Annotated in this window: 26 protein-coding genes; 7 read left to right on the top strand and 19 right to left on the bottom strand. The window is 73.0% G+C overall.

Annotated features, from left to right (window positions below; genetic code table 11):
• Positions 1–56: 56 nt before the first annotated feature.
• Positions 57–551 carry a thioredoxin-dependent thiol peroxidase gene (gene bcp, locus BLS70_RS03770; protein ID WP_091764338.1) on the top strand — a complete coding sequence of 165 codons (495 nt, stop codon included), beginning with the start codon at positions 57–59 and terminating at the stop codon, positions 549–551.
• A gap of 14 nt (positions 552–565) precedes the next feature.
• Here the strand turns inward: bcp and BLS70_RS03775 are convergent, their stop codons facing one another.
• From BLS70_RS03775 to BLS70_RS03820, 10 genes are all read right to left on the bottom strand, one after another.
• The gene (locus tag BLS70_RS03775; RefSeq protein WP_091764339.1) at positions 566–1,156 is read right to left on the bottom strand and encodes a QsdR family transcriptional regulator; all 591 of its coding nucleotides are present in this window, start codon (positions 1,154–1,156) and stop codon (positions 566–568) included.
• 68 nt (positions 1,157–1,224) lie between these two features.
• Positions 1,225–2,100 (bottom strand): alpha/beta hydrolase family protein, encoded by an 876-nt coding sequence (locus BLS70_RS03780; protein ID WP_091764340.1) that lies wholly within the window; start codon positions 2,098–2,100, stop codon positions 1,225–1,227.
• A 224-nt stretch (positions 2,101–2,324) separates the two neighbouring features.
• Positions 2,325–2,948 (bottom strand): DUF6461 domain-containing protein, encoded by a 624-nt coding sequence (locus BLS70_RS03785; protein ID WP_091764341.1) that lies wholly within the window; start codon positions 2,946–2,948, stop codon positions 2,325–2,327.
• Positions 2,945–3,892: a DNA polymerase domain-containing protein gene (locus BLS70_RS03790; protein WP_091764815.1), complete on the bottom strand. Its 948-nt coding sequence runs from the start codon at positions 3,890–3,892 to the stop codon at positions 2,945–2,947. Before BLS70_RS03790 ends, BLS70_RS03785 begins: the two co-directional genes overlap by 4 nt.
• A gap of 97 nt (positions 3,893–3,989) precedes the next feature.
• Positions 3,990–4,733: an MBL fold metallo-hydrolase gene (locus BLS70_RS03795; RefSeq protein WP_091764342.1), complete on the bottom strand. Its 744-nt coding sequence runs from the start codon at positions 4,731–4,733 to the stop codon at positions 3,990–3,992.
• The gene (murI, locus tag BLS70_RS03800) at positions 4,730–5,554 is read right to left on the bottom strand and encodes a glutamate racemase (protein ID WP_091764343.1); all 825 of its coding nucleotides are present in this window, start codon (positions 5,552–5,554) and stop codon (positions 4,730–4,732) included. Before murI ends, BLS70_RS03795 begins: the two co-directional genes overlap by 4 nt.
• A 13-nt stretch (positions 5,555–5,567) precedes the next feature.
• Positions 5,568–6,308, bottom strand: a complete 741-nt coding sequence (locus tag BLS70_RS03805) for a 3-keto-5-aminohexanoate cleavage protein (protein WP_091764344.1) — start codon at positions 6,306–6,308, stop codon at positions 5,568–5,570.
• Between the two features lie 31 nt (positions 6,309–6,339).
• Complete coding sequence (locus BLS70_RS03810; protein WP_091764345.1) at positions 6,340–7,290, bottom strand: PLP-dependent cysteine synthase family protein; 951 nt, start codon at positions 7,288–7,290, stop codon at positions 6,340–6,342.
• Positions 7,291–7,334: 44 nt separating this feature from the next.
• Positions 7,335–7,613 carry a MoaD/ThiS family protein gene (locus tag BLS70_RS03815; RefSeq protein WP_091764346.1) on the bottom strand — a complete coding sequence of 93 codons (279 nt, stop codon included), beginning with the start codon at positions 7,611–7,613 and terminating at the stop codon, positions 7,335–7,337.
• Between the two features lie 177 nt (positions 7,614–7,790).
• Positions 7,791–8,276, bottom strand: coding sequence for a M67 family metallopeptidase (locus tag BLS70_RS03820; protein ID WP_091764347.1), 486 nt, complete (start codon positions 8,274–8,276; stop codon positions 7,791–7,793).
• A 97-nt stretch (positions 8,277–8,373) separates the two neighbouring features.
• Here BLS70_RS03820 and BLS70_RS03825 point away from each other — a divergent pair, with 97 nt between their 5' ends.
• Entirely contained in the window at positions 8,374–8,727 is a 354-nt protein-coding gene (locus BLS70_RS03825) for a hypothetical protein (protein ID WP_091764348.1), read from the top strand.
• On the opposite strand, the gene BLS70_RS03830 is transcribed toward BLS70_RS03825, so the two are convergent.
• Positions 8,666–9,166, bottom strand: coding sequence for a DUF2017 family protein (locus BLS70_RS03830; RefSeq protein ID WP_091764349.1), 501 nt, complete (start codon positions 9,164–9,166; stop codon positions 8,666–8,668). The genes BLS70_RS03825 and BLS70_RS03830 overlap by 62 nt on opposite strands.
• The gene (gene clpS, locus BLS70_RS03835) at positions 9,163–9,459 is read right to left on the bottom strand and encodes an ATP-dependent Clp protease adapter ClpS (RefSeq protein WP_091764350.1); all 297 of its coding nucleotides are present in this window, start codon (positions 9,457–9,459) and stop codon (positions 9,163–9,165) included. Before clpS ends, BLS70_RS03830 begins: the two co-directional genes overlap by 4 nt.
• 59 nt (positions 9,460–9,518) lie before the next feature.
• Here clpS and BLS70_RS03840 point away from each other — a divergent pair, with 59 nt between their 5' ends.
• Complete coding sequence (locus tag BLS70_RS03840) at positions 9,519–10,826, top strand: nicotinate phosphoribosyltransferase (protein ID WP_091764351.1); 1,308 nt, start codon at positions 9,519–9,521, stop codon at positions 10,824–10,826.
• A gap of 97 nt (positions 10,827–10,923) precedes the next feature.
• Positions 10,924–11,511 (top strand): isochorismatase family protein, encoded by a 588-nt coding sequence (locus tag BLS70_RS03845; RefSeq protein WP_091764352.1) that lies wholly within the window; start codon positions 10,924–10,926, stop codon positions 11,509–11,511.
• On the opposite strand, the gene serB is transcribed toward BLS70_RS03845, so the two are convergent.
• From serB to BLS70_RS03865, 4 genes are all read right to left on the bottom strand, one after another.
• Positions 11,508–12,761 carry a phosphoserine phosphatase SerB gene (gene serB, locus BLS70_RS03850; RefSeq protein ID WP_091764353.1) on the bottom strand — a complete coding sequence of 418 codons (1,254 nt, stop codon included), beginning with the start codon at positions 12,759–12,761 and terminating at the stop codon, positions 11,508–11,510. The genes BLS70_RS03845 and serB overlap by 4 nt on opposite strands.
• 92 nt (positions 12,762–12,853) lie before the next feature.
• On the bottom strand, positions 12,854–14,611 hold the full coding sequence (gene ctaD / locus BLS70_RS03855) for an aa3-type cytochrome oxidase subunit I (RefSeq protein WP_091764354.1): 1,758 nt from the start codon (positions 14,609–14,611) through the stop codon (positions 12,854–12,856).
• 90 nt (positions 14,612–14,701) lie between these two features.
• The gene (locus tag BLS70_RS03860) at positions 14,702–15,544 is read right to left on the bottom strand and encodes a putative RNA methyltransferase (RefSeq protein WP_439645381.1); all 843 of its coding nucleotides are present in this window, start codon (positions 15,542–15,544) and stop codon (positions 14,702–14,704) included.
• A 14-nt stretch (positions 15,545–15,558) separates the two neighbouring features.
• Positions 15,559–16,068 (bottom strand): metallophosphoesterase family protein, encoded by a 510-nt coding sequence (locus BLS70_RS03865; RefSeq protein WP_091764356.1) that lies wholly within the window; start codon positions 16,066–16,068, stop codon positions 15,559–15,561.
• A 77-nt stretch (positions 16,069–16,145) separates the two neighbouring features.
• Between BLS70_RS03865 and BLS70_RS03870 the strand changes: the two genes are divergently transcribed.
• Complete coding sequence (locus BLS70_RS03870) at positions 16,146–17,741, top strand: MFS transporter (RefSeq protein WP_255362222.1); 1,596 nt, start codon at positions 16,146–16,148, stop codon at positions 17,739–17,741.
• 112 nt (positions 17,742–17,853) lie between these two features.
• Here BLS70_RS03870 and BLS70_RS03875 read toward each other — a convergent pair whose 3' ends face one another.
• From BLS70_RS03875 to BLS70_RS03885, 3 genes are all read right to left on the bottom strand, one after another.
• Positions 17,854–18,819 carry a cytochrome c oxidase assembly protein gene (locus tag BLS70_RS03875; protein WP_255362223.1) on the bottom strand — a complete coding sequence of 322 codons (966 nt, stop codon included), beginning with the start codon at positions 18,817–18,819 and terminating at the stop codon, positions 17,854–17,856.
• A 74-nt stretch (positions 18,820–18,893) separates the two neighbouring features.
• Positions 18,894–19,811, bottom strand: coding sequence for a cation diffusion facilitator family transporter (locus BLS70_RS03880; RefSeq protein WP_091764357.1), 918 nt, complete (start codon positions 19,809–19,811; stop codon positions 18,894–18,896).
• Between the two features lie 111 nt (positions 19,812–19,922).
• The gene (locus tag BLS70_RS03885; RefSeq protein ID WP_255362224.1) at positions 19,923–20,855 is read right to left on the bottom strand and encodes a M23 family metallopeptidase; all 933 of its coding nucleotides are present in this window, start codon (positions 20,853–20,855) and stop codon (positions 19,923–19,925) included.
• A gap of 160 nt (positions 20,856–21,015) precedes the next feature.
• Between BLS70_RS03885 and BLS70_RS03890 the strand changes: the two genes are divergently transcribed.
• The gene (locus BLS70_RS03890; protein ID WP_091764358.1) at positions 21,016–21,606 is read left to right on the top strand and encodes a hypothetical protein; all 591 of its coding nucleotides are present in this window, start codon (positions 21,016–21,018) and stop codon (positions 21,604–21,606) included.
• Between the two features lie 267 nt (positions 21,607–21,873).
• Complete coding sequence (locus BLS70_RS03895) at positions 21,874–23,055, top strand: zinc-dependent alcohol dehydrogenase (RefSeq protein WP_091764359.1); 1,182 nt, start codon at positions 21,874–21,876, stop codon at positions 23,053–23,055.
• Positions 23,056–23,162: the final 107 nt, after the last annotated feature.

Consider the following 23,162-nt stretch of genomic DNA (forward strand, 5'->3'; position numbering starts at 1 on the left):
CACCAGGGGCACCGACCGGCTGCGTCCGCGTCCCCGGGAGGAGGCAGGATGCGGGCATGACCGACAGCAGCACCGACACGGCACCCGTCCGCCTCACCCCCGGCGAGCCCGCGCCGGAGTTCACGCTGCCCGACGCCGACGGCACCCCGGTGTCGCTGTCGTCCTACCGCGGCCGGCGGGTGATCGTGTACTGCTACCCGGCGGCACTGACCCCGGGCTGCACCACGCAGGCCGTCGACTTCACCGCCGCCGCCGGTGACCTCGCCGAGGCGGGGCTGGACATCATCGGCGTGTCCCCCGATCCCGTCGAGAAGCTGCAGCGCTTCAAGGAGAAGGAGGACATCCGCATCACCCTGGTCTCCGACCCGGACAAGGAGGTGCTCTCCTCCTACGGCGCGTACGGGCCGAAGAAGCTCTACGGCAAGCAGGTCGTCGGGGTCATCCGCTCCACGTTCGTCATCGACGCCGAGGGCCGGGTAGAGAAGGCCGCCTACAACGTCAAGGCCACCGGGCACGTCGCGAAGCTGCGCCGCGACCTCGGCCTCGACTGAGCCGCACCCCGACGTCAGCGCTGGTCGAACCGGAGGACGCTGGTGACGAGTGCGTCCATGACCGTGGTGGCCGTCTTGAGGTCGGGTGTCCGGGCGGCCAGCACGTCGGAGTAGAGGAACGACTCCCCGAGCCGGACGACGGCGAGGGCCAGCAGCGGGACGGGCATCAGCGGCGCGAACGCGTGCTCGTCGACGTCCCGCTGGAACAGCGAGGCATAGGCCTCCACCATCCGCGGGTGCACCAGTCCCTCCGGATCGGTGAGCACCCGGATGGCCATCGCGGGCTCCTCGTCGAGCAGCCGCTGCAGCGCCGGAGCGGTCCCGAGGGCGAAGCGGAACTCCTCGCTCACCGACAGGCAGCGCAGCCGACCGCGCGGCTCCGCACCCGCCGGCCGTTCGTCGTGCTCGCGCTGGATCCTGGCCAGGGTGCGGGCACCGAGGTGGGCCAGGGCGTCGCCGAGGATCGCGTCCCGGTTGCCCGCCCGGCGGAACAGCGTCGCCCGGGAGATCCCCAGCTCGGCGGCCAGCGTTCCGGTGTCCAGCCGCCGGCCCTGCAGGAGCATCCCCGCTGCCGTGCGCACGATCTCCTCGCGAGGCCCCGTCACGCTCGCAGCGTAGGACAGCGGGGGCGGGCTCCGAAGCGCTCGGAGCCCGCCCCCTCAGTCCGACCGGCTCACATGGGGCAGGTGGCCCGGTAGTCCGAGACCGACCCGAAGCTCGAGACCGACGGGCCCGGGCAGAGGAACGGGGTGTACCGGGTGTCGTCGTCCACGAAGCGCTTCAGCCACGCGATGGAGCTCGACGCGATGTCGGTGTTCGGGCTGTTCGGCGCGAAGTGGCTCGCGTTGTTCAGCTCGAGGTAGGCCCGCTCCGGCGCGTTGGTCAGGCTGTTGTAGAACGGGATGGAGTGGCTGCTGACGGAAGCCACGCTGTCGTTCTCCGCACCGATCACGAGGGTGGGCGTGCGGACCTCCGGCCAGGTCTTGTCGGTGTTCCAGCCGGTCAGCGGGATGGCCGCCTGCAGTGAGGGCCGGTCCTTGGCCGCCTCGAGCGCGCCACCGCCGCCCATGGAGTGACCCATCACCGCCAGCCGGCTCGCGTCCACCCGGGAGCGGACCGCGCTGGAGCCGGTGAGGTAGTCCAGCGCGGCCAGCAGCTGGTCACCGCGGGAGGCCGGCTGGTCGTAGCGCGAGTTGGTGTTGAAGGTGATGACGACGAAGCCCTGGGAGGCGATCCGCGGGCCCAGCCAGGCGATGGTCGACTCCGACGCGGTGTAGCCGGGCGAGATCGCCACCCCGCCGAACGTGCCCGCCGTCGTGGTCGTCGGGTAGTAGATGGTCGCCGACCCGAAGCCGGGCGTGGACAGGTTGGAGACCGCCGTCGAGGAGACGGCGAACGGGCCGCGCTCGGCGGAGATGCTGGCCTGGGTCGGTGCGGGGCCCCGCCACCAGGACGGGTCGGCGGAGGCAGGGATCGACAGGGCGACGACCGTCGCCAGTGCGAGGGCGAGAGCCGCGAGGGCGCGCGCCAGCAGGCGTGGAGTGGGCACGGTGGACCTTTCCGGGGAGTGCCGCGACCGACGGGCAGCGGCGACCGAGGGAGGGATGCGCCGACGCACCGGGCCCGGTATGTGATGCACATCACCGTCGACGCCGCGTCAACGTAACGTCACGGATCGCGGCCGCGCAACACTTCCGCCAACTGTTTCAGAACCCGCCGGTCACCGGCCACCCGGCGGCTCCGGGAGCTGCTGGTGCCGCAGGCCGCCGCCCGTCACCGGAACCGCCGGAACACCCTCCGGAGGACACCGCCGCGGCTCCGCTGCTCCTCCTCCGGCCGCCGCTCGACACCTGGCGGCAGGGGGTGCGGGGCCGACCACGTGCGGCGCGGCTGCTCGGTCAGCCAGCTCTCGTCGAGGCGGACGCCGGTCAGCCGCTCGAGGAGGACGAAGGAGTTCGCCGTCGTGTCCTCGTCGACGCCGAAGCCCAGTCCGCCCTCCTCGGGCAGCGGATCCCCGGCGGGTTCGTAGGTGGGGACGACCGGGTCGAACGACCGGACGACGACGCCCTGCCGCGCCACGATGAACCGGAACTTCGCGTTGACGTTGAAGAACACCGACACGGCGACCCCCTCGCGCGACAGCGCGGCGAGCTTCTGCTCATCGGACAGGAACCAGCCGTTGGGTTCCGCGACGACGAGCCAGCCCTCGAGCTCCTCGACCTGGACCGGCCAGTCCCAACCGTCGCCGTCCAGGTCGTCGAAGGCCTGGTCGAACGTCACCAGCCGCTCGCTCTCCCAGTCGAACTCCAGCACGTCCCCGACCTGCTGCAGGTCCGCACCCCGGAGCAGGGTGACGGTGAGGGCGTCGATCTGCTCGGTCCACTCGTAGCCGCTCACGCGTCGCCTGCCGCCTCGGCCGCGCGCTTGCGGCGCTTGCCCTCGTGCATCGCCTGCACCCGGGCGACCGGGATCGTGTGCCCCTGCGCAACCAGATCGGTGGGCAGCGCCTGCGGGTCGGGCAGCGACCCGGACCACGGATCGGTGTCGCCCAGCAGCCCCGGCGCCGTCGTGACGGTGAAGTCCGCGGGCCGCACCTCCCCGAGCCGGTCCCACGGCACGGGGAAGGACACCGGCAGCCCCGGCCGGACGCGCGGGCTGTAGGCGGCGACCACCGTGCCCTGCCCCGACCGCGTGGAGTCGACGAAGACCTTCCCCTCCCGGTCCTCCTTGAGGTAGGCCGTCGTCGCCACCTCCGGGTCCAGCGCGGCGGTCCGAGCGGCCAATGCCCGGGTGGCGGCGGCGACGTCCTCGAAGGACGAACCGGTCAGCGGGACGACGACATGCACGCCCTTCGACCCGCTGGTCTTCACCGCACCGGTGAGGCCCGCGTCCTCCAGCGCACGCCGCACCAACCCGGCCACCGCCACGACCGCCCTGAAGTCCGCCCCCTCCGGCGGGTCGAGGTCGAGCACCAGGCCGGTGGGCTCGGGCTCGCCCACGCGCAGGAACGGGACGTGGAACTCGACGGCGCGCTGGTTGGCCAGCCAGATCAGCGTGCGCCGGTCGTCGCAGAGCACCTGGTGCACCTCGCGGTGGGCGCCGGCTGCCCAGACCGGCACGGTGCGCACCCACTGCGGCGCGCCCTTGCTCACGTTGCGCTGCATGAACGGCGCCTGCCCGGGCCGGACGCGCATGACCGAGAGCGGGCGCCCGGCCAACCCCGGCAGCATGCGGTCGGCCACGGCCGAGAGGTAGGTGACCAGGTCGCCCTTGGTCACGCCCAGCCCGTCGCCCAGCGGCGCGTCCAGGCTGCTCAGGGAGACGCCGTCCAGCTCATCCATGAGCGTCACCGTTCCGCGTCCGCCCCCGTCGAGCAACCGGCCCGCCTGCAGGGGCCCGCCGCGAACGTGCGAGTGGCGGGGGCAGGAGGGTCCTTCGTCAGATCTCGTAGACGCCGGAGGGCTGTACGAGCTCGGTCTCGGAGAACACCGAGCTGGCGGCGAACAGCTGGCCGATGCGGTCGACCCACGCGGGGATGTGGGTGAGCAGGAGCCGGCCCACCCCCGCGGCCGCCGCGTGCTCGGCCGCCTGGCGGCCGGTGAGGTGCAGCCCCGGCGGCTGGTCCGGGTCGTCGTCCGGGTGGGCCGCCTCGGCGAGCAGCACGTCGGCGCCGCGGGCCAGCTCGACGACGCGGTCGCTCGCGCCCGTGTCCCCCGTGTAGACCAGGGACCGCCCGCCGGCGGTCAGCCGGATGGCGTACGTCTCGACGGGGTGCGCGGTGCGGGCCAGCTCGACCTCGAACGGGCCGATCGTCAGGGCGCCGGGGCCCACGGGCACGAAGTCGAAGACGTCGGTGAGCCCGTCGCCGTCCATGTCGTAGGCCATCGCCAGCCGTCGCTCGGCACCCACCGGCGCGTACAGGGGGACCAGCCGGCCCGGCGAGCGCTTGGAGTACCGGTGCCACACCACGAACGGCGCGACGTCCAGGCAGTGGTCGGCGTGCAGGTGGGAGAGGAAGACGGCGTCGACCGAGCCCGGGTCGATGAGCCCCTGCAACGCCCCGAACGCGCCGTTGCCCAGGTCCAGCACCAGCCGGAACCCCTCGTGCTCGACCAGGTAGCTCGACGCCGGCGACCCCGGGCCGGGGCCGCTGCCCGAGCAGCCCACCACGGTCAGCTTCATGCCGCCCCCACCGCGCCGGCGCGCAGCACCGAGCCGATCTCGGGACCGAGGAAGCGGCGGCCCAGCCGCGCAAAGGGCTCCGGATCGCCGGTGGCGAGGAAGGCGTGCTGCGGCGGCGCCGCGTCCTCGCGCAGCATCCCGCTGCTCGTCAGCACCCGGTAGACGTCCTTGGCGGTCTCTTCCGCGCTGGACACCAGGGTGACGTCGTCCCCGAGCACCAGCGAGAGGACGCCGGTCAGCAGCGGGTAGTGCGTGCACCCGAGGACGACGGTGTCGACACCGGCGGCCAGCAGCGGGTCGAGGTACGACTGCGCCAGCCCCAGCAGCTGCCGGCCGCTGGTGACCCCGCGCTCGACGAAGTCGACGAAGCTCGGGCAGGCGGCGCTGGTGACGCTGAGCCCGGGCACCGCGGCGAAGGCGTCCTCGTACGCGCCGCTGGTGATGGTGGCCTGCGTGCCGATGACGCCGATCCGCCCGCTGCGGGTGGCGGCGGTGGCCCGGCGCACGGCGGGGAGCACGACCTCGACGACGGGGACGTCGTACCGCTCCCGGGCGTCGCGCAACGAGGCGGCGCTGGCCGAGTTGCAGGCCACGACCAGCATCTTGACGCCGTCGGCCACCAGGCCGTCCATCACGGCCAGGGAGTGGCGGCGGACCTCGGCGATCGGCAGCGGCCCGTAGGGGCCGTTGGCGGTGTCCCCGATGTAGCGGATCGCCTCGCCCGGCAACTGGTCCAGCACCGCCCGGGCGACGGTGAGCCCACCGACGCCCGAGTCGAAGATGCCGATCGGTGCGTCCGCACCCGGCTGCGTCGTCCCCATGTCGCCGGTCAGGCTAGCCGTCCGTCCCGTCCGCTGCCCGCACGGCGGCGAGGACGGCGGTGGCGGCCCGGACCAACGCGGCGTTGTCCGGGGCCGGCGACCCGTCGGGCAGGTGCAGGACGTCCTCCAGCCCGATGCGGGTGTCCAGCCCGCGGCGGATGGCCAGCGCGAGGGCGGGCCAGCAGCTGGTGCCCTCGCCGTGCAGGAGCACCGGCGGCCCGTCGCCGACGGCGGCCAGCAGCCGCTCGGCCTCCGCCTCCGTGCCGGCCTGGTCCAGGCCGTCGGGCAGCTCCAGCAGCACGCGCAGGCACCGGTCGCGGTGCGGCGACGCCTGCCAGGCGGCCACCCCCGCCAGGTGCCACAGGCCCGCCTCCACCTGGACGCCGCGGTCGAGCAGCGCAGCGGCGACGTCGTCGGCGCCGTCCTCGTGCCAGTTCACCGAGGCGAAGTCCGGCAGGACGGTCCAGGCACCGACGGCGGCGACCCGCTGGGCCGCGTCGGGCAGCGCCCAGGCGCCGGTGGTCACGCCGACCGGCACGCCGGGCACGGCCGCCCGGACCGCGGAGACCACCGCCGCCACGTCGGCGGCCTGCAGGGAGTCGGCTCCGGCGGCGTCCTTGGGATGGAGGTGCAGCGCTCCGGCGCCGGCGGCGGCGACCGCCGCGGCCTCCCGGGCGACCTCCTCGGGAGTGCACGGCAGGGCCGGGTGGTCACCCGGGCGGCGGGGACCGTTGGGGCAGGCCTTGATCAGCACTCCCGCACCCTGTCAGGTCACACCGACAGGATCATGCCCAGAGCTGGCCCTCCAGCGCGGCGGACGCCTCCTCCAGCGTGCCGGCGTAGGCGCCGGTGGAGAGGTACTTCCAGCCGCCGTCGCAGACGATGAAGACGATGTCGGCCCGACGCCCGGCCGCCACCTCCTTGTCGGCGATGCCCAGCGCGGCGTGCAGGATCGCGCCGGTCGAGATGCCGGCGAAGATGCCCTCGCGCTCCACCAGCTGGCGGGTGCGGTGGATCGCGTCGTCCGGGCCCACGGAGAACCGGGAGTCCAGCAGCGAGGCGTCGTAGAGCTCGGGGATGAACCCCTCGTCGATGTTGCGCAGCCCGTAGACGAGCTCGCCGTACCGGGGCTCGGCCGCGATCACCTGGATGCCCGGCTTGTGCTCCCTGAAGTAGCGGGAGCAGCCCATCAGCGTGCCCGTCGTCCCCAGCCCTGCGACGAAGTGGGTGATCGACGGCAGGTCGGCGAGGATCTCCGGGGCCGTGCCCTCGTAGTGCGCCTGGGCGTTGGCCGGGTTGCCGTACTGGTAGAGCATCACCCAGTCGTCGTGCTCGGCGGCGAGCTCCTTGGCCATGGCGACGGCCTGGTTCGAGCCGCCGGCGGCCGGCGACGAGATGATCTGCGCGCCGTACATCTCCAGCAGCTGCCGGCGCTCGATCGAGGTGTTCTCCGGCATCACGCAGATCAGCCGGTAGCCGCGCTGCCGGGCGACCATGGCCAGGGAGATGCCGGTGTTGCCGCTCGTCGGCTCGAGGATGGTCGAGCCGGGCTGCAGCCGCCCCTCCTTCTCGGCCGCCTCGATCATCTTGATCGCCGCGCGGTCCTTGATGGAGCCGGTGGGGTTGTGGTCCTCGAGCTTGGCCCACAGCCGGACGTCGGAGGTCGGCGAGAGGCTGGGCAGCCCGACGAGCGGGGTGCCGCCGAGCGAGTCGACGAGCGAGGCGAAGCGGGCCATGGGAGCTCTTCCGGGAGGGGTGGCGGGGAGGGTGGTGTGGTGCGTCAGCAGCCGCCCGCGACCGCCGGGAGGATGGTCACCGAGTCGCCGTCCTTGACCTGGGTGTCCAAGGCGCCGGTGAAGCGCACGTCCTCGTCGTTGACGTAGACGTTGACGAAGCGGTGCAGCTTGCCCTCCTCGGTGACGAGGCGGTTCTTCAGGCCCGAGTGCTGGGCGTCGAGGTCGTCGATGAGCGCTGCCAGGGTGGCGCCGCTGCCCTCGACGGTCTTGTTGCCGCCGGTGTGGGTGCGCAGGATGGTCGGGATCCGGACCTGGATGGCCATGGCGTGCGTTCTCCTCGGGAGTTCAGCTGTCGTGGGGTCGCTGCCGCGTCGGGCAGCGGGTGGTGCGTCTAGGTGGGCGAACGCCCGGCCGCCGCGCGGGATTCCGGGCAGCGGCGATGGCCCTCCGGCAGGGCCCGCCGCGAGCGTGGGAGCGGCGGGGAGCAGGAGGGGCCGTGTTCAGTCGTAGACGACGGTGGTCGGCGAGTGGCCGAAGAGGTAGGACTCGACGATCTCGACCTCCTCCTCGCTCACCTCGCCGTCGACGATCCGGTAGCTGCGGAACTCGACGTCGTCGCCGGCCAGCCCCGTCCGCTCCGCGTGGTGCCGGGTGGAGACCAGCACGTAGTGGGTGCGGGGGTCGGCGGCCGGACCGGACGCGTAGCCGACGTCGGTGCGCGACGGGTAGGCCTCGGTGGCGGTGTGCGAGTGGTAGACGACGACCGGCCACTCGTCACGGTCGTCCATCTCGCGGTACAGCCGCAGCAGGTCGGCGGAGTCGAACTCGTAGAACGTGGGCGACCGCGCGGCGTTCAGCATCGGGATGAAGCGCTCGGGACGCTCGGTCCCCTCGGGTCCGGCGACGACGCCACAGGCCTCGTCCGGATGGTCCTTCCGGGCGTGGGCCACGATGGCGTCGTAGGTCGCGCGGTCGATGCGCAGCACACCGGCAGTCTAGGCGTCCGCCGTTCCGGTCCCGGGACAGGGCCGGGAAGGGTGGCCTCGGCAACCATCGGCGGGCCAACCGATACGGTCTCGATCCGTGTGGGACGAAGCTCTGCTGATCGCCGGCGTCGTGCTGTTCCCGCTGCCCGCACTCGTCCTCGGCGCCCGGGGCCTGTTCCGGCACCGCGGCTACGTCACCGGCGATCCGAACGACCGCGCCTCCGTCGTCGTCATGGTGACGCTGCGGATGCTCGTCCTGCTGCTCGTCCTGGCGCTGTCGGGCATCACGCTGATCTCGTGCATCGGGGCCTGGATCAAGGACGTCGAGCTGCACGGCCTGGTCTACGTGTTCTTCACCCTCGACCTGCTGCTGACGGCGCTGGTGCTGCTCACCTTCGGCCGGAGCGAGAAGCGACCAGCGCGTCGACGAGCGAGCCCTGCACGGCGGTGAGCCAGTAGTAGACGGCCAGCTGCTGGTCCTCCTCGCCGGCGACCTCCTCCGGCGGCTCGGTCTCCTCGCTGATGTCGAGCCGGGTGCCCAGGGCCAGGCGCAGGTCGTTGCTGGTCCGCAGCCAGGCACCGGCCTGGTCGGCGTCCAGGCGCACCTCACCGCCCTCGGCGGGCAGCGAGGCGCGCACCATGGCCAGGTCGTCGCCCTTCGCGCTGCGCAGCGAGGACTCGGTCAGTTCGCGGTAGTCCGCGGCCAGTTCCGGGTCGGAGCGGTGGCCGTCGGGGAACAGCCGGCCCAGCACCGGGTCGTCGCCGACGTCGTCGAGGTCGGCGGTGAGCAGCTGCTCCAGCTGGTCGAGCAGCAGCCCGAGGATGCCCGCCTCGGCCCGCTCCAGGCGAGCGACCAGCTCGCCGCTGCGCGCGGCCCTGAAGGGCTTCATGTGTCCCTCTGGTAGCTGGCCCACAGGCCGTAGGCGTGCAGCCGGCTGGTGTCGTGCTCCATGCGCTCGCGCGGGCCGGAGCTCACGACCGCCTTGCCGTCGTGGTGCACCTGCAGCATCAGTGCCGTTGCGGTGGCCTCGTCGTAGCCGAACAGCTCCTGCAGCACGAAGGTCACGTAGGTCATGAGGTTGACCGGGTCGTTCCACACGATCGTCACCCACGGACGGTCGAGCTCGCTGCGCTCGTCGCTGGTGGTCTCCGGCGTCCACGTCGGAGCGAGAGGTCCGGCCACGGCTCCACCTTAGGACGCCGATCTGCCCCGGAGCCGGGGCCCGCCTACGCTCCCCGATCATGGCTGTGGACACCGGGCTGACTCCCCCACCGGCTCCCGCACTCTTCACCGACCGGTACGAGCTGACGATGGTCGCCGCCGCACTGGCCGACGGCACCGCCGACCGCCAGTGCGTCTTCGAGGTCTTCGCGCGGCGGCTCCCGCACGGCCGCCGGTACGGCGTGCTCGCCGGCACCGGCCGGCTCCTGGAGGCGCTGCCGTACTTCCGGTTCGGCGACGACGAGATCGCCGCGCTGCGCGAGCAGGGGCTCACCGACGCCCGCCTGCTGGACTGGCTGGCCGACTTCCGCTTCTCCGGCGACATCGACGGCTACGCCGAGGGCGAGCTGTACTTCCCCGGCTCCCCGGTGCTCACCGTGCGCGCCTCCTTCGCCGAGGGGGTGCTGCTGGAGACCCTCGCGCTCTCGGTGCTCAACCACGACAGCGCGATCGCCTCGGCCGCGGCCCGGATGATCTCGGCGGCCTGCGACCGGCCGTGCATCGAGATGGGCTCGCGCCGCACGCACGAGGAGGCCGCCGTCGCCGCCGCCAGGGCCGCGCACCTCGTCGGGTTCGCGACCAGCTCCAACCTGGAGGCCGGCCGGCGGTACGCGGTCCCCACCACGGGCACGAGCGCGCACGCCTTCACGCTGCTGCACGACGACGAGCGGTCCGCGTTCGAGGCCCAGGTCGCGGCCCTGGGCAAGGGCACGACGCTGCTGGTGGACACCTACGACGTCGAGCAGGGCATCCGGACGGCGGTCGAGGTGGCCGGCCCCGAGCTGGGCGGCATCCGGCTCGACTCCGGCGACCTCCCGACGCTGGCCACCCGGGCGCGCGAGCTGCTGGACTCCCTCGGCGCGACCGGGACCCGCATCGTGGTGACCAGCGACCTCGACGAGTACGCCATCGCCGGCCTGGCCGCGGCACCGGTCGACGGCTACGGCGTCGGCACCTCGCTGGTCACCGGGTCGGGCGCACCCACCGTCGGCATGGTCTACAAGCTGGTCGAGCGGGACGGCGTGCCGGTGGCGAAGCGGTCCGAGGGCAAGCGATCGGTGGGCGGGCGCAAGTCCGCCGTCCGGCGGCACGATGCCGACGGCGTGGCGACGGCCGAGCTCGTCACCGCCGAGCCCGTCGCCGCGCGCCCCGGCGACCGCGACCTGCTCGTGCCGCTGGTGCGCGACGGCGACATCTGCGACCCGGTCTCCCCGGCCGAGGCGCTGCACCGGGCCAAGGCGCACCACCTGCAGGTACGCGCGGCGCTGCCGCCGGAGGCGTTCGCCCTCTCGCGCGGCGAGCCCGTGCTCGACACCGTCACCGCCTGAGCCTTCGAGTAAGAGGACCCCGTCCCTCTCACCCCTCGCACGCTCGGAGCGAGCCTCCGGACGGGGCCGAAGATCAACCGGAAGGAACTGCCTTCTCATGACCCGCGCGCTGATCGTCGTCGACGTGCAGAACGACTTCTGCGAGGGCGGCAGCCTCGCCGTGGCCGGCGGCGCCGCGGTGGCCGCCGCGATCACCGAGCACGTGGCCGGTGCCGGCTACGACCACGTCGTCGCCACCCGGGACCACCACATCGACCCGGGCGCCCACTTCTCCGACGCTCCCGACTTCGTCGACTCCTGGCCGCGGCACTGCGTCGTCGGCACCGACGGGGTCCAACTGCACCCGGCGCTGGACCGCGGGCCGATCGAGGCGGTCTTCGACAAGGGCGAGCACGCCGCCGCCTATTCGGGCTTCGAGGGCGCGGCGGACGGCGTGGCGCTGGCGGACTGGCTCCGGCAGCACGACGTGGACGCCGTCGACGTCGTGGGCATCGCCACCGACCACTGCGTGCGGGCCACCGCGCTCGACGCCGTCGCCAACGGCCTGGCGACCCGCGTCCTGCTCCACCTCACCGCCGGGGTCTCGGAGACGACCACCGAGGCCGCCCTCGACCAGCTCCGGACCGCCGGCGTCGGCCTGGAGGGGTCGGTCCACCGCCCCGCCGTGGGACCAGGGACGCCCTAGACGGCGTCGAGGACCTCGTCGCGGGTGAAGCCGAGCACCTGGAGGACGGCGTCCAGGTAGGGCTGGTTGAGCGCGGTGTGCGCCTGCTCGCGCACGAAGGGCTTGGCGTTGAAGGCGATGCCCAGCCCCGCGGTGTTGAGCATGTCGAGGTCGTTGGCGCCGTCGCCGACGGCCACGGTCTGGTCCAGCGGGATCCCGTGCTCCGCGGCGAACCGGGCCAGAGCGCGCGCCTTGCCGGGCCGGTCGACGATCTCCCCCACCAGCCCGCCGGTCAGCCGGCCGTCCACGACCTCGAGGGTGTTGGCCGCCGCGAAGTCCAGCCCGAGGCTCTCGGCCAGCGGATCGGTGATCTGGGTGAAGCCGCCGCTGACGATCCCGCAGCGGAAGCCGAGGCGCTGCAGCGTGCGGATGAGCGTGCGGGCGCCAGGGGTGAGGACGAGGGCCTCGCGGACCTCGTCGAGCACCTCCACCGGCAGCCCGGCCAGGACGGCGACCCGCTTGCGCAGCGACTCGGCGAAGTCGAGCTCCCCGTTCATGGCCGCGGCGGTGATCCGCGCGACCTCGGCCGCACGACCGGCCCGGGCCGCGAGCTCGTCGATCACCTCGCCGCGGACGAGGGTGGAGTCGACGTCGAGCACGATCAGCCGCTTGCTGCGGCGCGTCAGCCCCACCTGCTCGACCGCGATGTCCGTACCGGTGGTCGCGGCGACCGAGGCCAGCTCGGTGCGCAGGGCGGTGGCCTCCGCGCCCGAAACGGTCAGCTCGAAGCTGGTCACGGGATAGTCCGAGAGCCGGCGGATGGCGTCGATGTTGCCGCCGACCGCGGCGATGCCCCGGGCGGCCCCAGCCACCGCCGCCGGTGCGACGGGGCGGCCCAGCAGAATCACGTGGTGGGGGCGGCCGCCCGGAACGGACGCGGGACCGGCGTCGGCCGGCTCGACGTCCACCCGGAGGCCGACGTCGGTGGCGACGGCCGCGGCCAGCGGACGCAGGTGCTCCAGCAGCTCGTCCTGCCCCACCGGCGGGCCGGCGTCCGCGGGCAGTACCCCGACGACGACGCCGAGGACCAGCTGCCCGTGCACCACGACCTGCTCGACGTCGAGGACCTCCACGGCGGGTGCGCCCTCGGCCAGCGCCGCGAACAACCGCGCCGTGACACCGGGCCGGTCGGCGCCGTTCACCGTCAGCAGGGCGCGGGCGGGAGCGGCCTCGGGGACCTCGGTCGGCAAGGGCGTGGGGTCCGGTGGCACCCGGCCATCGTGCCGTACACCCTGGCCGGTGAACCCGAGAGGCCCAGAACCTCGACGGTTCTGGGCCTCTCCGGTTCAGTGCTCGACGCGGATCAGGTGGGGTCGGGGTCGTTCGGCCCCTGGCGAGGACCGGTGCCGGGCACCAGCTCGCTGACCCCGCCGTAGGGCTCGTGCCGCTTGCCGGCGTGCGCCTCGGCCTGGAGCCGGTCGACCAGGTGCGGGTAGTGCGCCTCGAAGGCGGGGCGCTCCGAGCGGATCCGCGGGATCTCCACGAAGTTGTGCCGCGGCGGCGGGGACGACGTCGCCCACTCCAGCGAGTTGCCGTGGCCCCACGGGTCGTCGCGCAGGGCGAGCTTCCCGTACTTCCAGGAGCGGACCACGTTGTAGATGAACGGGATCACCGAGGCGCCCAGCACGAAGCTGAAGATCGTCGAGATCATGTTCAGCGTGGTGAAGGTGTCGGTGGCCGCGTAGTCCACGTAGCGGCGCGGCATGCCCTCGTTGCCCAGCCAGTGCTGCACGAGGAACGTGCCGTGGAAGCCGACGAAGGTCATCCAGAACTGCAGCTTGCTCAGCCGCTCGTCCATCATCCGGCCGCACATCTTGGGGAACCAGAACGCGACGCCGGCGTAGGCGGCGAACACCACGGTGCCGAAGACGACGTAGTGGAAGTGCGCGACGACGAAGTAGCTGTCGGACACGTGCCAGTCCAGCGGCGGGGAGGCCAGCAGCACACCGGTCAGCCCACCGAGCAGGAAGGTGACCAGGAAGCCGACCGACCACAGCATCGGGCTCTCGAAGGTCATCTGGCCGCGCCACATGGTGCCGATCCAGTTGAAGAACTTCAGCCCGGTGGGCACCGCGATCAGGTAGGTCAGGAACGCGAAGAACGGCAGCAGCACCGCGCCGGTGGCGAACATGTGGTGCGCCCACACGGCCAGCGAGAGGAAGCCGATGGCGAGGGTCGCCCCGACCATGCCCTTGTAGCCGAACAGCGGCTTGCGGGCGAAGACCGGGATGATCTCGGTGACGATGCCGAAGAACGGCAGCGCGATGATGTAGACCTCGGGGTGCCCGAAGAACCAGAAGAGGTGCTGCCACAGCATCGGCCCGCCGTTCTCGCGGGAGTAGATGAGGGCGCCCAGGTTCCGGTCGGCCAGCAGCGCGAGCAGCGCGGCGGTCAGGATCGGGAAGGCGAGCAGGATCAGGATCGCCGTCACCAGGGTGTTCCAGGTGAAGATCGGCATCCGGAACATCGTCATCCCCGGCGCGCGCAGGCAGACGATCGTGGCGATGAAGTTGACGCCACCGAGGATCGTGCCCAGACCCGAGACCGCCAGGCCGCTGATCCAGAGGTTCGCGCCCACGCCCGGGCTGTGCACGACGTCGGACAGCGGGACGTAGGCCGTCCATCCGAAGTCCGGCGCACCACCGGGGGTGATGAACGACGACACCACGATCGTGGAGCCGAACAGGAACAGCCAGAACGACAAGGCGTTCAGCCGCGGGAACGCGACGTCGGGCGCGCCGATCTGCAGCGGCATGATCAGGTTGCCGAAGGCGAAGAACAGCGGCGTCGCGAACATCAGCAGCATCAGCGTGCCGTGCATCGTGAACAGCTGGTTGTACTGCTCCGGCGACAGGAACTGCAGCTCCGGCCGACCCAGTTCAGCCCGGATCAGCATGGCCATCAGGCCACCCAGGATGAAGAAGACGAACGACGTCGTCAGGTACATCAGGCCGATGGTCTTGTGGTCGGTGGTCCGCAGCAGGTTGGACAGCCGCGACCCCTTCTCGACCACGTGAGCCGGGCTCGGCCGACTCACGATGGGCGCCGGTGCAATCGTCACGTCCCGCAGCTTAGACGGGCCTCCGGCCGTCCCTGCCGCGGGACGGGACGGGCGCGTCGGACGTCACATCCGGCCTCCCGTCCCGGGCCGCTACGGGCGGCGGTAGACGGCCACCTGCACCGCGACGGTGACCTCCACCGGCTCGGGCAGCACGGCGATCCGATCTGCGCGGATGCCCGCCGGGAGGTGCCGGGCATGCGGGCCCATGCCCACCAGCGTCCCCACGGCGGCGTGGTCGAGCCGCAGGACGTCGCGCCGCTCCGCGTTCGCCACCGGCACCAGGTGGGGCTCCAGCGAACCGGTCAGCCGGGCCGCCTTGTCCGGGTCGACGCGCAGCAGGTTCAGCGGTCCGACCAGCTCCCCCAGGTGGTCGGCGGCGGGCGTCACCACGACCAGCCGCCCCTCCGGGTGCAGGACGCGGGCGATCTCGGGGCCGTTGCGCGGGGCGAAGACGACCAGGACCCGGTCGGCCGCACCGTCCCGGACCGGGAGCCGGGCCCAGGTGTCGGCGACGACCGCCATCGCCCGCGGGTGCGCCCGGGCGGCTCGGCGCGCGGCGAAGGGCGAGGAGTCCAGGACGACGCCGCTCGCACCGGGGGCGCGGTCGAGCACGGCGGCCAGGTGGTGGCCGGTGCCGCCACCCAGGTCCAGCAGCACCCCCGGCTCCGCTCCCCCGTCGAGCACGGCGTCGGCCAGGGCCGCGCTGATGCCGGCGTAGTGACCGGCGGCGAGGAAGGCCACCCGGTCGGCCACCATCTCCGCCGAGTCGCCCGAGGGGGCCCGGTGCCCCGGAGGCAGCAGCGTCACGTGCCCCTGGCGGGCCCGGTCGTGGGAGTGCCCGGCCGGGCAGCGCAGCACGCCGCCGTCCTCACCGACCGCCAGGGGCCCGGCGCAGACCGGGCAGGCAAGCGCCGCCACGGCGGCCTCCGGCAGGTCGGGACGCCGGCTCACGATCGGGGCGGCACCGCGTGGAACACGACGTCGCGCAGCTGCCCGGCGTCGGCCACCGCGGTGACGAAGGTGCCGTGCGGCTGACGCCGCCGGTCGGTGGGCGACCCGGGGTTGAGCAGCCGGAGCCCGGTCGGTGCCGTGGTGTCCCAGGGGATGTGGCTGTGCCCGAACACCAGGACGTCGGTGTCGGGGAAGCGGGCGGCGCACCGGAGCTCGCGGCCCTTCGCGTCGCCCGTCTCGTGGACGACGGCGAAGCGCACGCCCTCGATCTCGGCGCGGGCCACCCCCGGCAGCCGCTCGCGCAGCGCCCCGTGGTCGTTGTTGCCGTACACCGCGACCAGCCGCCGGGACCGCTCCTCGAGGAGGTCCAGCAGCGCCACGTCGACCCAGTCGCCGGCGTGCACGACCACGTCCGAGCTCACGATCGCGTCCCAGAGGGAATGAGGTAGATCACGGGCCCGCTTCGGGACGTGCGTGTCCGAGGTGAACACCAGCGAAACAGGCACGACGACATGGTCGCAGGCCGTTACGTTGCTGCCTCGGCCGGCGATCCCGGCTCACCCGCGCGAACGATGAGGACCCCGTGACCGACCCCGTGCACACCACCGCCGCCGACGGGGCCCAGCCCCCCGCCGACGAGCCCTACGAGCGCCGCTGGCTGGCTCTCGGCATCATCTCCATGACCGTCCTGCTCGTGGTCCTCGACGCCACGATCGTCAACATCGCACTGCCGGCGGTCACCACCGACCTGGACATCAGCACCGCCAGCCAGCAGTGGATCGTCACGGCCTACACCCTCACCTTCGGCGGCTTCCTGCTGCTCGGCGGTCGCATCGCCGACTTCTGGGGCCGCAAGCGCGCCTACCTCGCCGGCGCCGCGGGCTTCGCGCTCGCCTCGGCGCTCGGCGGCGTGGCCCAGAACGAGGCGATGCTCTTCGGCGCCCGGGCCCTGCAGGGTGTCTTCGCCGCCCTGCTCGCCCCGGCGTCCCTCGCGCTGATCACCGTGCTGTTCACCGAGCCGAAGGAGCGGGCCAAGGCCTTCGGCGTCTACGGCGCCCTGGCCGGTGGCGGTGCCGCGATCGGGCTCCTGATGGGCGGCATCCTCACCGAGTACGCCGACTGGCGCTGGTGCTTCTGGGTCAACCTGCCCATCGCCCTGCTCGCCATCGTGCTGGCCATCCGGTTCGTGCCGGAGAGCAAGGCCCCGGGCGACACCAGCTACGACATCCCCGGCGCGGTGCTCATCACCGCCGGGCTGGCCTCGATCGTCTACGGCTTCACCCGCGTCGCCGAGGCCGCGCAAGCCAACTCCGCCGAGGCGAGGGCTGCCAACCAGGCGGCCCAGGCACAGGGCAGCACCACGCTGGTGTCGCCGGAGAGCGGCTGGGCCGACGGCCTCGCCTGGGTCTTCATCGTCGGCGGCGTGGTCCTGGTGGCCCTGTTCGTCGCCACGGAGCTGCGGACCCGCAATCCCCTGCTGCCGATGCGCATCGTCCTGGACCGGAACCGCGGCGGGGCCTACCTGACCTCGACGCTCGTCGGCGCGGGGCTCATCGGGGCGTTCTTCTTCCTGTCGCTGTACTTCCAGCAGGTGCTGGACTACTCGCCGGTGCAGGCGGGCCTCGCGTCGCTGCCGACCACCCTGGGCGTCTTCATCGCGGCCGGTGCGGCCAGCGTCCTGGTGCCGAAGATCGGACCCCGGCCGCTGATGATCGCCGGCGGGCTGTTCGCCGCCGCCGGGCTCTTCACGCTCTCCTTCGTGGGGGTCGACACCGGCTTCTGGCAGCTGCCCTTCCCGGGTGAGCTGCTGCTGGGCCTGGGCCTGGGCTTCACGTTCGTACCCCTGTCGAATCTGGCGCTCATCGGCGCGGGCCCGCGCGACGCCGGCGCGGCCAGCGCGATGCTCAACGCCACCCAGCAGGTGGGTGCCTCCATCGGCACCGCCGTCCTGGCGTCGCTGTCCGTCGCGGCGATCAGCTCCTACACCGCCGACGCCCTGACCTCCGGCGGTGACCCGCGTGATCCGGCCATCGGCCTGGAGGCGCAGGTGGAGGGCTACACCACTGCCTTCACGTGGGCCTCGGTGCTGCTGGTGATCGGGGCGCTGGTCTCGGCGTTCCTGGTCAAGGCGACCAAGGAGGACCTGCCGGCCGACGACGCCGTCGTCCCGGTCGCATAGCTCGTGTGTGGACCCGGCGCGGGGGCCGGAGGCCTCCCGCCGGGTTCACACCGTGGGGCTCAGCGCAGGTGGAACGGCTCCTGGTGGCGGTGTCGTCCGGAGGACGACGGTGTCATCGCTCCGCCATGGCGCGGAGGCGGGCGTTGTAGGCGTTGAGCTCGGCGTCGCCGCTGCGGTCGGCCGCCCGGTCGAGGGCCCGTGCGCGGCGTTCGTCGGAACCCATCCACGAGGCAAGGACGACGACCAGCACGATCACCGTGGGCAGCTCTCCGAAGGACCAGGCGATGCCACCGGCGACGCTCTGGTCGCCGACCGGGTCGACGCCCCAGCTCGCCGGCGGGTTGGCGAAGCTGTCCACGAGCAGCGAACTGGCCATCATCACCGCGACGCCGAAGAAGGCGTGGAACGGCACCGGGATGACCAGCTCGAGGATCCGCGTCGGATGGGCGTGGGTGCTCGGCCACGGGTCCTGGGCGATGATCGGCCCGAAGAACAGCAGCCCGGTGACGACGAAGTGCGCCAGCATGAACTGGTGCCCCGCCGGGTTGCTCATGAGTGCGTCGAAGATCGGCGTGAAGTAGATGCCGTAGAGGCTGGCGATGAACAGCGGCACGGTGAAGCCCGGTGACGCCAGGATCCGGGTGAACCGGCTGTGCAGGAAGTTCAGCAGCAGGGCGCGCGGGGCGGCGGCCGCGCCCTGACCGCGGGGCAGGGTCCGCAGCGCCAGCGTCACGGGAGCGGCCACCAGGAGCAGGATCGGCGTAATCATCGCCAGCACCATGTGCTGGACCATGTGCAGGCTGAACAGCACCATGCTGTAGCCGTTGAGCCAGGTGCCGGTCACGGCGGCGATCGACAGCGTGCCCACGACCCACGCCGCGGTGCGCCACCACGGCCAGGAGACACCGGTCCGCCGCAGCCGGACGACGGCGACCAGGTAGGCCACCAGCCCGACGAGGCTCAGGACGGCGAGCACCGACCAGGGCTCCAGGTGCGGCAGGAACACGCGGCCCCAGGTGGGCGGCTCGCCCGGCACCCACATCCCCGAGTGGTGCCCGTGCCCGTTCCCGTGCTCCACCGACGCCTCCGTCTCTCTGCCGGTCAGTGCTCGCACCACTGTCCCACCCGGGGGCGCTCGCGGGGGCAGCGCCTTCAGTCGTGCACGGGCGCCTCGTGGCCGGCGTGCGAGCGGGCCTCCAGCTGGAAGGTGCAGTGCTCCACGTCGAAGTGCGACCCGAGGCAGGCGCACAGCGCATCGAGCACCCGCCCGCCGTGCCCGGCCCCGAGCGCCTCGTCGGTGACGACGACGTGCGCGGAGAGGACCGGCAGCCCCGAGGTGATCGTCCAGGCGTGCAGGTCGTGCACGCCGACGACGCCGTCCACGCCGAGTATGTGCTCCCGGACGGTGCCGAGGTCGACGCCGCGGGGTGCTGCCTCCAGCAGGATGTCCAAGGCCTCGCGCAGCAGGTGCCAGGCCCGCGGCAGCACGAGGACGCCGATGGCCAGCGACGCCACCGTGTCGGCGTGCGACCAGCCGGTGACGGCCATGACCAGCGCGGCGACGATGACCGCCACCGAGCCGAGGGCGTCGGCCAGCACCTCGAGGTAGGCGCCGCGCAGGTTGAGCGACTCCCCCCTCCCCTGGTGCAGCACGGCGAGCGACACCAGGTTGACCACGAGCCCGACGGCGCCCACGGCGAGCACCAGCCCCGGCGCGATCTCCGGGGGGCTGCCGATCCGGCGGACCCCCTCGACCAGCACGTACCCGGCCACCCCGAGCAGCAGCAGCCCGTTGGCGACGGCGGCGAGGATCTCGGCGCGCTGCCAGCCGAAGGTGCGCCGTCCCCGGGCCGGCCGCTGGGCGAGGGTGACCGCCGTGAGGGCGAGGGCGATCCCGACCGCGTCCGTCGCCATGTGGCCGGCGTCGGCGAGCAGCGCCAGGGAACCGCTGAGGACGGCGGCGACGAGCTCCGTCGCAAGCACCGCGACGGTCAGCCCGAGCACGACCGCGAGCCGACGGCGCCTCCCCCGGGTTGCCGGTGCGGCGGCATGGCCGTGGTCGTGCCCCATGCGTCCTCCCTCCGGCATCCCTCCCGGGGCGGAAGTCTGCCGGATGCACCACGCCCCCGGCCGGAGGAGTCCGGCCGGGGGCGTCGAGGTGCGGGTCCTGGGCGCGAGGTGTCAGATCTGGACGCCGCGCTCCCGCAGCCACGGCAGCGGGTCGACCTTGGTGCCGTTCATCCCGCCGACGTGCACCTCGAAGTGCAGGTGCGGCCCGGTCGACTGACCGCGGTTGCCCAGCAGGGCGATGGTGTCACCGGCGCGGACCACCTGACCGGCCTCGACGAGGATCTCGTCCATGTGGCCGTAGACGGTGACGTCGCCGTTGTCGTGCTGGATGTAGACCACGAGGCCGTACCCGCCGGCCGGTCCTGCCTCGAGGACGACGCCGTCCATGACCGCGTACTCCGGGGTCCGCATCGGCGCCGCCAGGTCGATGCCGGCGTGCACCGTGCCCCAGCGGGCGCCGAAGCCGCTGGTGAGCCGGGCACCGTTCACCGGCGCCACGACCTTCGGGCGGGCCGCCTCGGCAGCCGCCACGACGGCGAAGAAGTCGGCCTTGGCCTGGACGTCGGCGGCCGCGGTCGAGGCCGCGTCGCGCTCATTGCGGCTGACGACCAGTTCCTGGAGCAGGCGGGTGGACTCGGCGTCGGCCAGGGCCGCCGTCGGCTCCGCCTCGATGCCGAGCTGCTCGGCGACGCTGACCGTCTCGGCGACGGCGGGTGCGTCGGCGCGGGCGGAGGGGTCGGTGTCGACGAACGCCCCCACGCTCAGCGCACCCACGATGCCGGCCGCCAGGTAGAAGGCGGGACGGCGGCGCACGACCGGCATGCGGTGGCGACCCGTCCGCCGGGGGCGCCGGTCGGCGGTGGCCAGGGCCACCTCGGCCGGCTCGACCTGCAGCTGGGCCAGGGCCTCGTCCACGAACGCCGGGACGACGGCCGCGGCCGGCGCGGAGTCCTCGGGCCGGTCCGGCGGGAGGACGACGACGTCGGCGACAGTCCCGGGCTCGACGGTCTCCACCGCGATGTCCGCCACGACGAGATCGGTCACCGGGACGACCTCTGCGGGGACGACCACTGCGGGGGCGGAGGGACGGGGCCGCGGGCGGGGCTTCGCCTGCTGCACCGGCGCCGCGGCCTGCTCGACGGCGGCCGGCTCAGCGGGGACGACCCTCCTCGCGGGCGCAGCCTTCGCCCTGGCGGCGGCTGGCGTGGCCGCAGCGCGCTTCGTCGCGGCGGCGTTCCTGGTCGTACCGGCGGCCTTCGTCGGAGCGCCGGCCCCGGCCTTCGGGGACGCCGTGGTCCTGGCGGCAGCCTCGGCCTTCGCCGTCCCCGCGGTCGGGGCCTTCGCGGCCTTCGAGGTCGTGGCCTTCGACGCGGCAGCAGCCCTGGCCGCAGTCGTGGCCCGTGCGGCGGCGGTGCGCGCCGTCGTCGCCCCTGCGCTGGCGGCCTTCGCGGCTGCCGTGCGGGCGGTCGCCGCCGCGGTGCGGGCGGCGGTCGATCCCGCGGCAGCGGTGGTGGCGGCCTTGGCCCGGGCGGCCAGCGAACCGGCAGCGGTCACAGCCTTGGCCGTCGAGCGCCCGCCACCGGGACGGTCAGCGGCGATCCCCGTGCGCGACGCCTTCCCCTGGCGCTGCTGCGGGACCTGCGGGGAGACCTTCCCGTCGACCTCCCCGGCCGGGCGCCGCGAGTTCACGCGGGTCGCCGTGGGGGTCGTGGCCGGCGTCGCGGGAGCGACGTCCCGACCGTCCTCGACGGGTCGATCGTGGTGGAGCGAAGTCATGCACCTGGAGCTTCCGTAGGGGGCATTGCCGTGCCCCCGGGGAGAAGGGCGGGGCCCATGTAAACACGTCGTGATCGGTTCGTGATCTGCGTCGCGGGGTATTGACCTGCAGTTCTGTGGTCTTAGCCACGGAAAACCATGGGTGTGGTTCGGCCGGGTGTAACGCCTTTGTCACAAAGGGTGAGTGGCACGCCGTAGCTGGTTGAAAGTTGCGCCAGGTCGCCCGCACCAGGGCAGAGAGCCGTCGGAACAACCGAACCACGGCCCTAACGAGGAGACGAACCGCATGCGCGCAGTGACCTGGCACGGCCGAGGGGACGTCCGGGTGGAGACCGTCCCGGACCCGACGATCCAGGACCCCACCGACGTGATCGTCGAGATCACCTCGAGCGGCATCTGCGGCTCCGACCTCCACCTCATCGAGGTCATGGCGCCGTTCATGTCGGTGGGCGACATCATGGGTCACGAGCCGATGGGCGTGGTCCGGGAGGTCGGCCGCGAGGTCACCGCGGTCAAGGCCGGCGACCGGGTCGTCGTCCCGTTCAACATCTCGTGCAACACCTGCTGGATGTGCTCGCAGGGGCTGAACTCCCAGTGCGAGACGACCCAGAACCGCGAGCAGGGCATGGGCGCCTCGCTGTTCGGCTACACGAAGCTCTACGGGCAGGTGCCCGGCGGTCAGGCGGAGTACCTGCGCGTGCCCTTCGGCAACACCCTGCCGATCAAGGTGCCCGACGCGCCGCTGGACGACCGGTACGTCTACCTCTCCGACGTCCTCCCGACCGCGTGGCAGGCGGTGCAGTACGCCGGCATCCCGCAGGGCGGCAGCGTGCTGGTCCTCGGCCTCGGGCCGATCGGCGACATGTGCACCCGCATCGCCAAGCACCTGGGCGCCGGTCAGGTCATCGCCTCCGACGTCGTCCCCGAGCGGCTGGCCCGGGCCCGGCGCAACGGCATCACCGTCATCGACACCACCACCCAGGCCGACGTGGTGGCCCAGGTGCGCGACCTGACGGACGGCCGCGGGCCCGACGCGGTCATCGATGCCGTCGGCATGGAGGCGCACGGCTCGCCGGTGGCGACCTTCGCGCAGAAGGCGTCGGCGCTCGTCCCCGACGCGATCATGGAGAAGGTCATGCAGGTGGCCGGCGTCGACCGGCTGGCGGCGCTCAACACCGCCATCGAGGCGGTGCGCCGCGGCGGCACCATCTCCCTCTCCGGCGTCTACGGCGGCGCCACCGACCCCCTGCCCCTCATGCGCATGTTCGACAAGCAGATCCAGTTGCGCATGGGCCAGGCCAACGTCTGGCGCTGGGTGCCCGACATCCTGCCGCTGCTGCTCGAGGGCGACCCGCTGGGCGTCGACGACTTCGCCACGCACCGGGTGCCGCTCGAGCAGGCTCCCGAGGCGTACGCGAACTTCCGCGAGAAGAAGGACGGCGCCGTCAAGGTGCTGCTCCAGCCCTGACCGGCGCACCGGGGGCGAACACCCGCCCCTGGTGTGAGCAGCTCCACCGCCGCCCCGGGCATGCCCCGGGGCGGCGGACCGCTGCAACCGGCAGAGAATGAGGCACC

Source organism: Blastococcus aurantiacus, from assembly GCF_900102425.1.
Classification (GTDB): domain Bacteria; phylum Actinomycetota; class Actinomycetes; order Mycobacteriales; family Geodermatophilaceae; genus Blastococcus; species Blastococcus aurantiacus.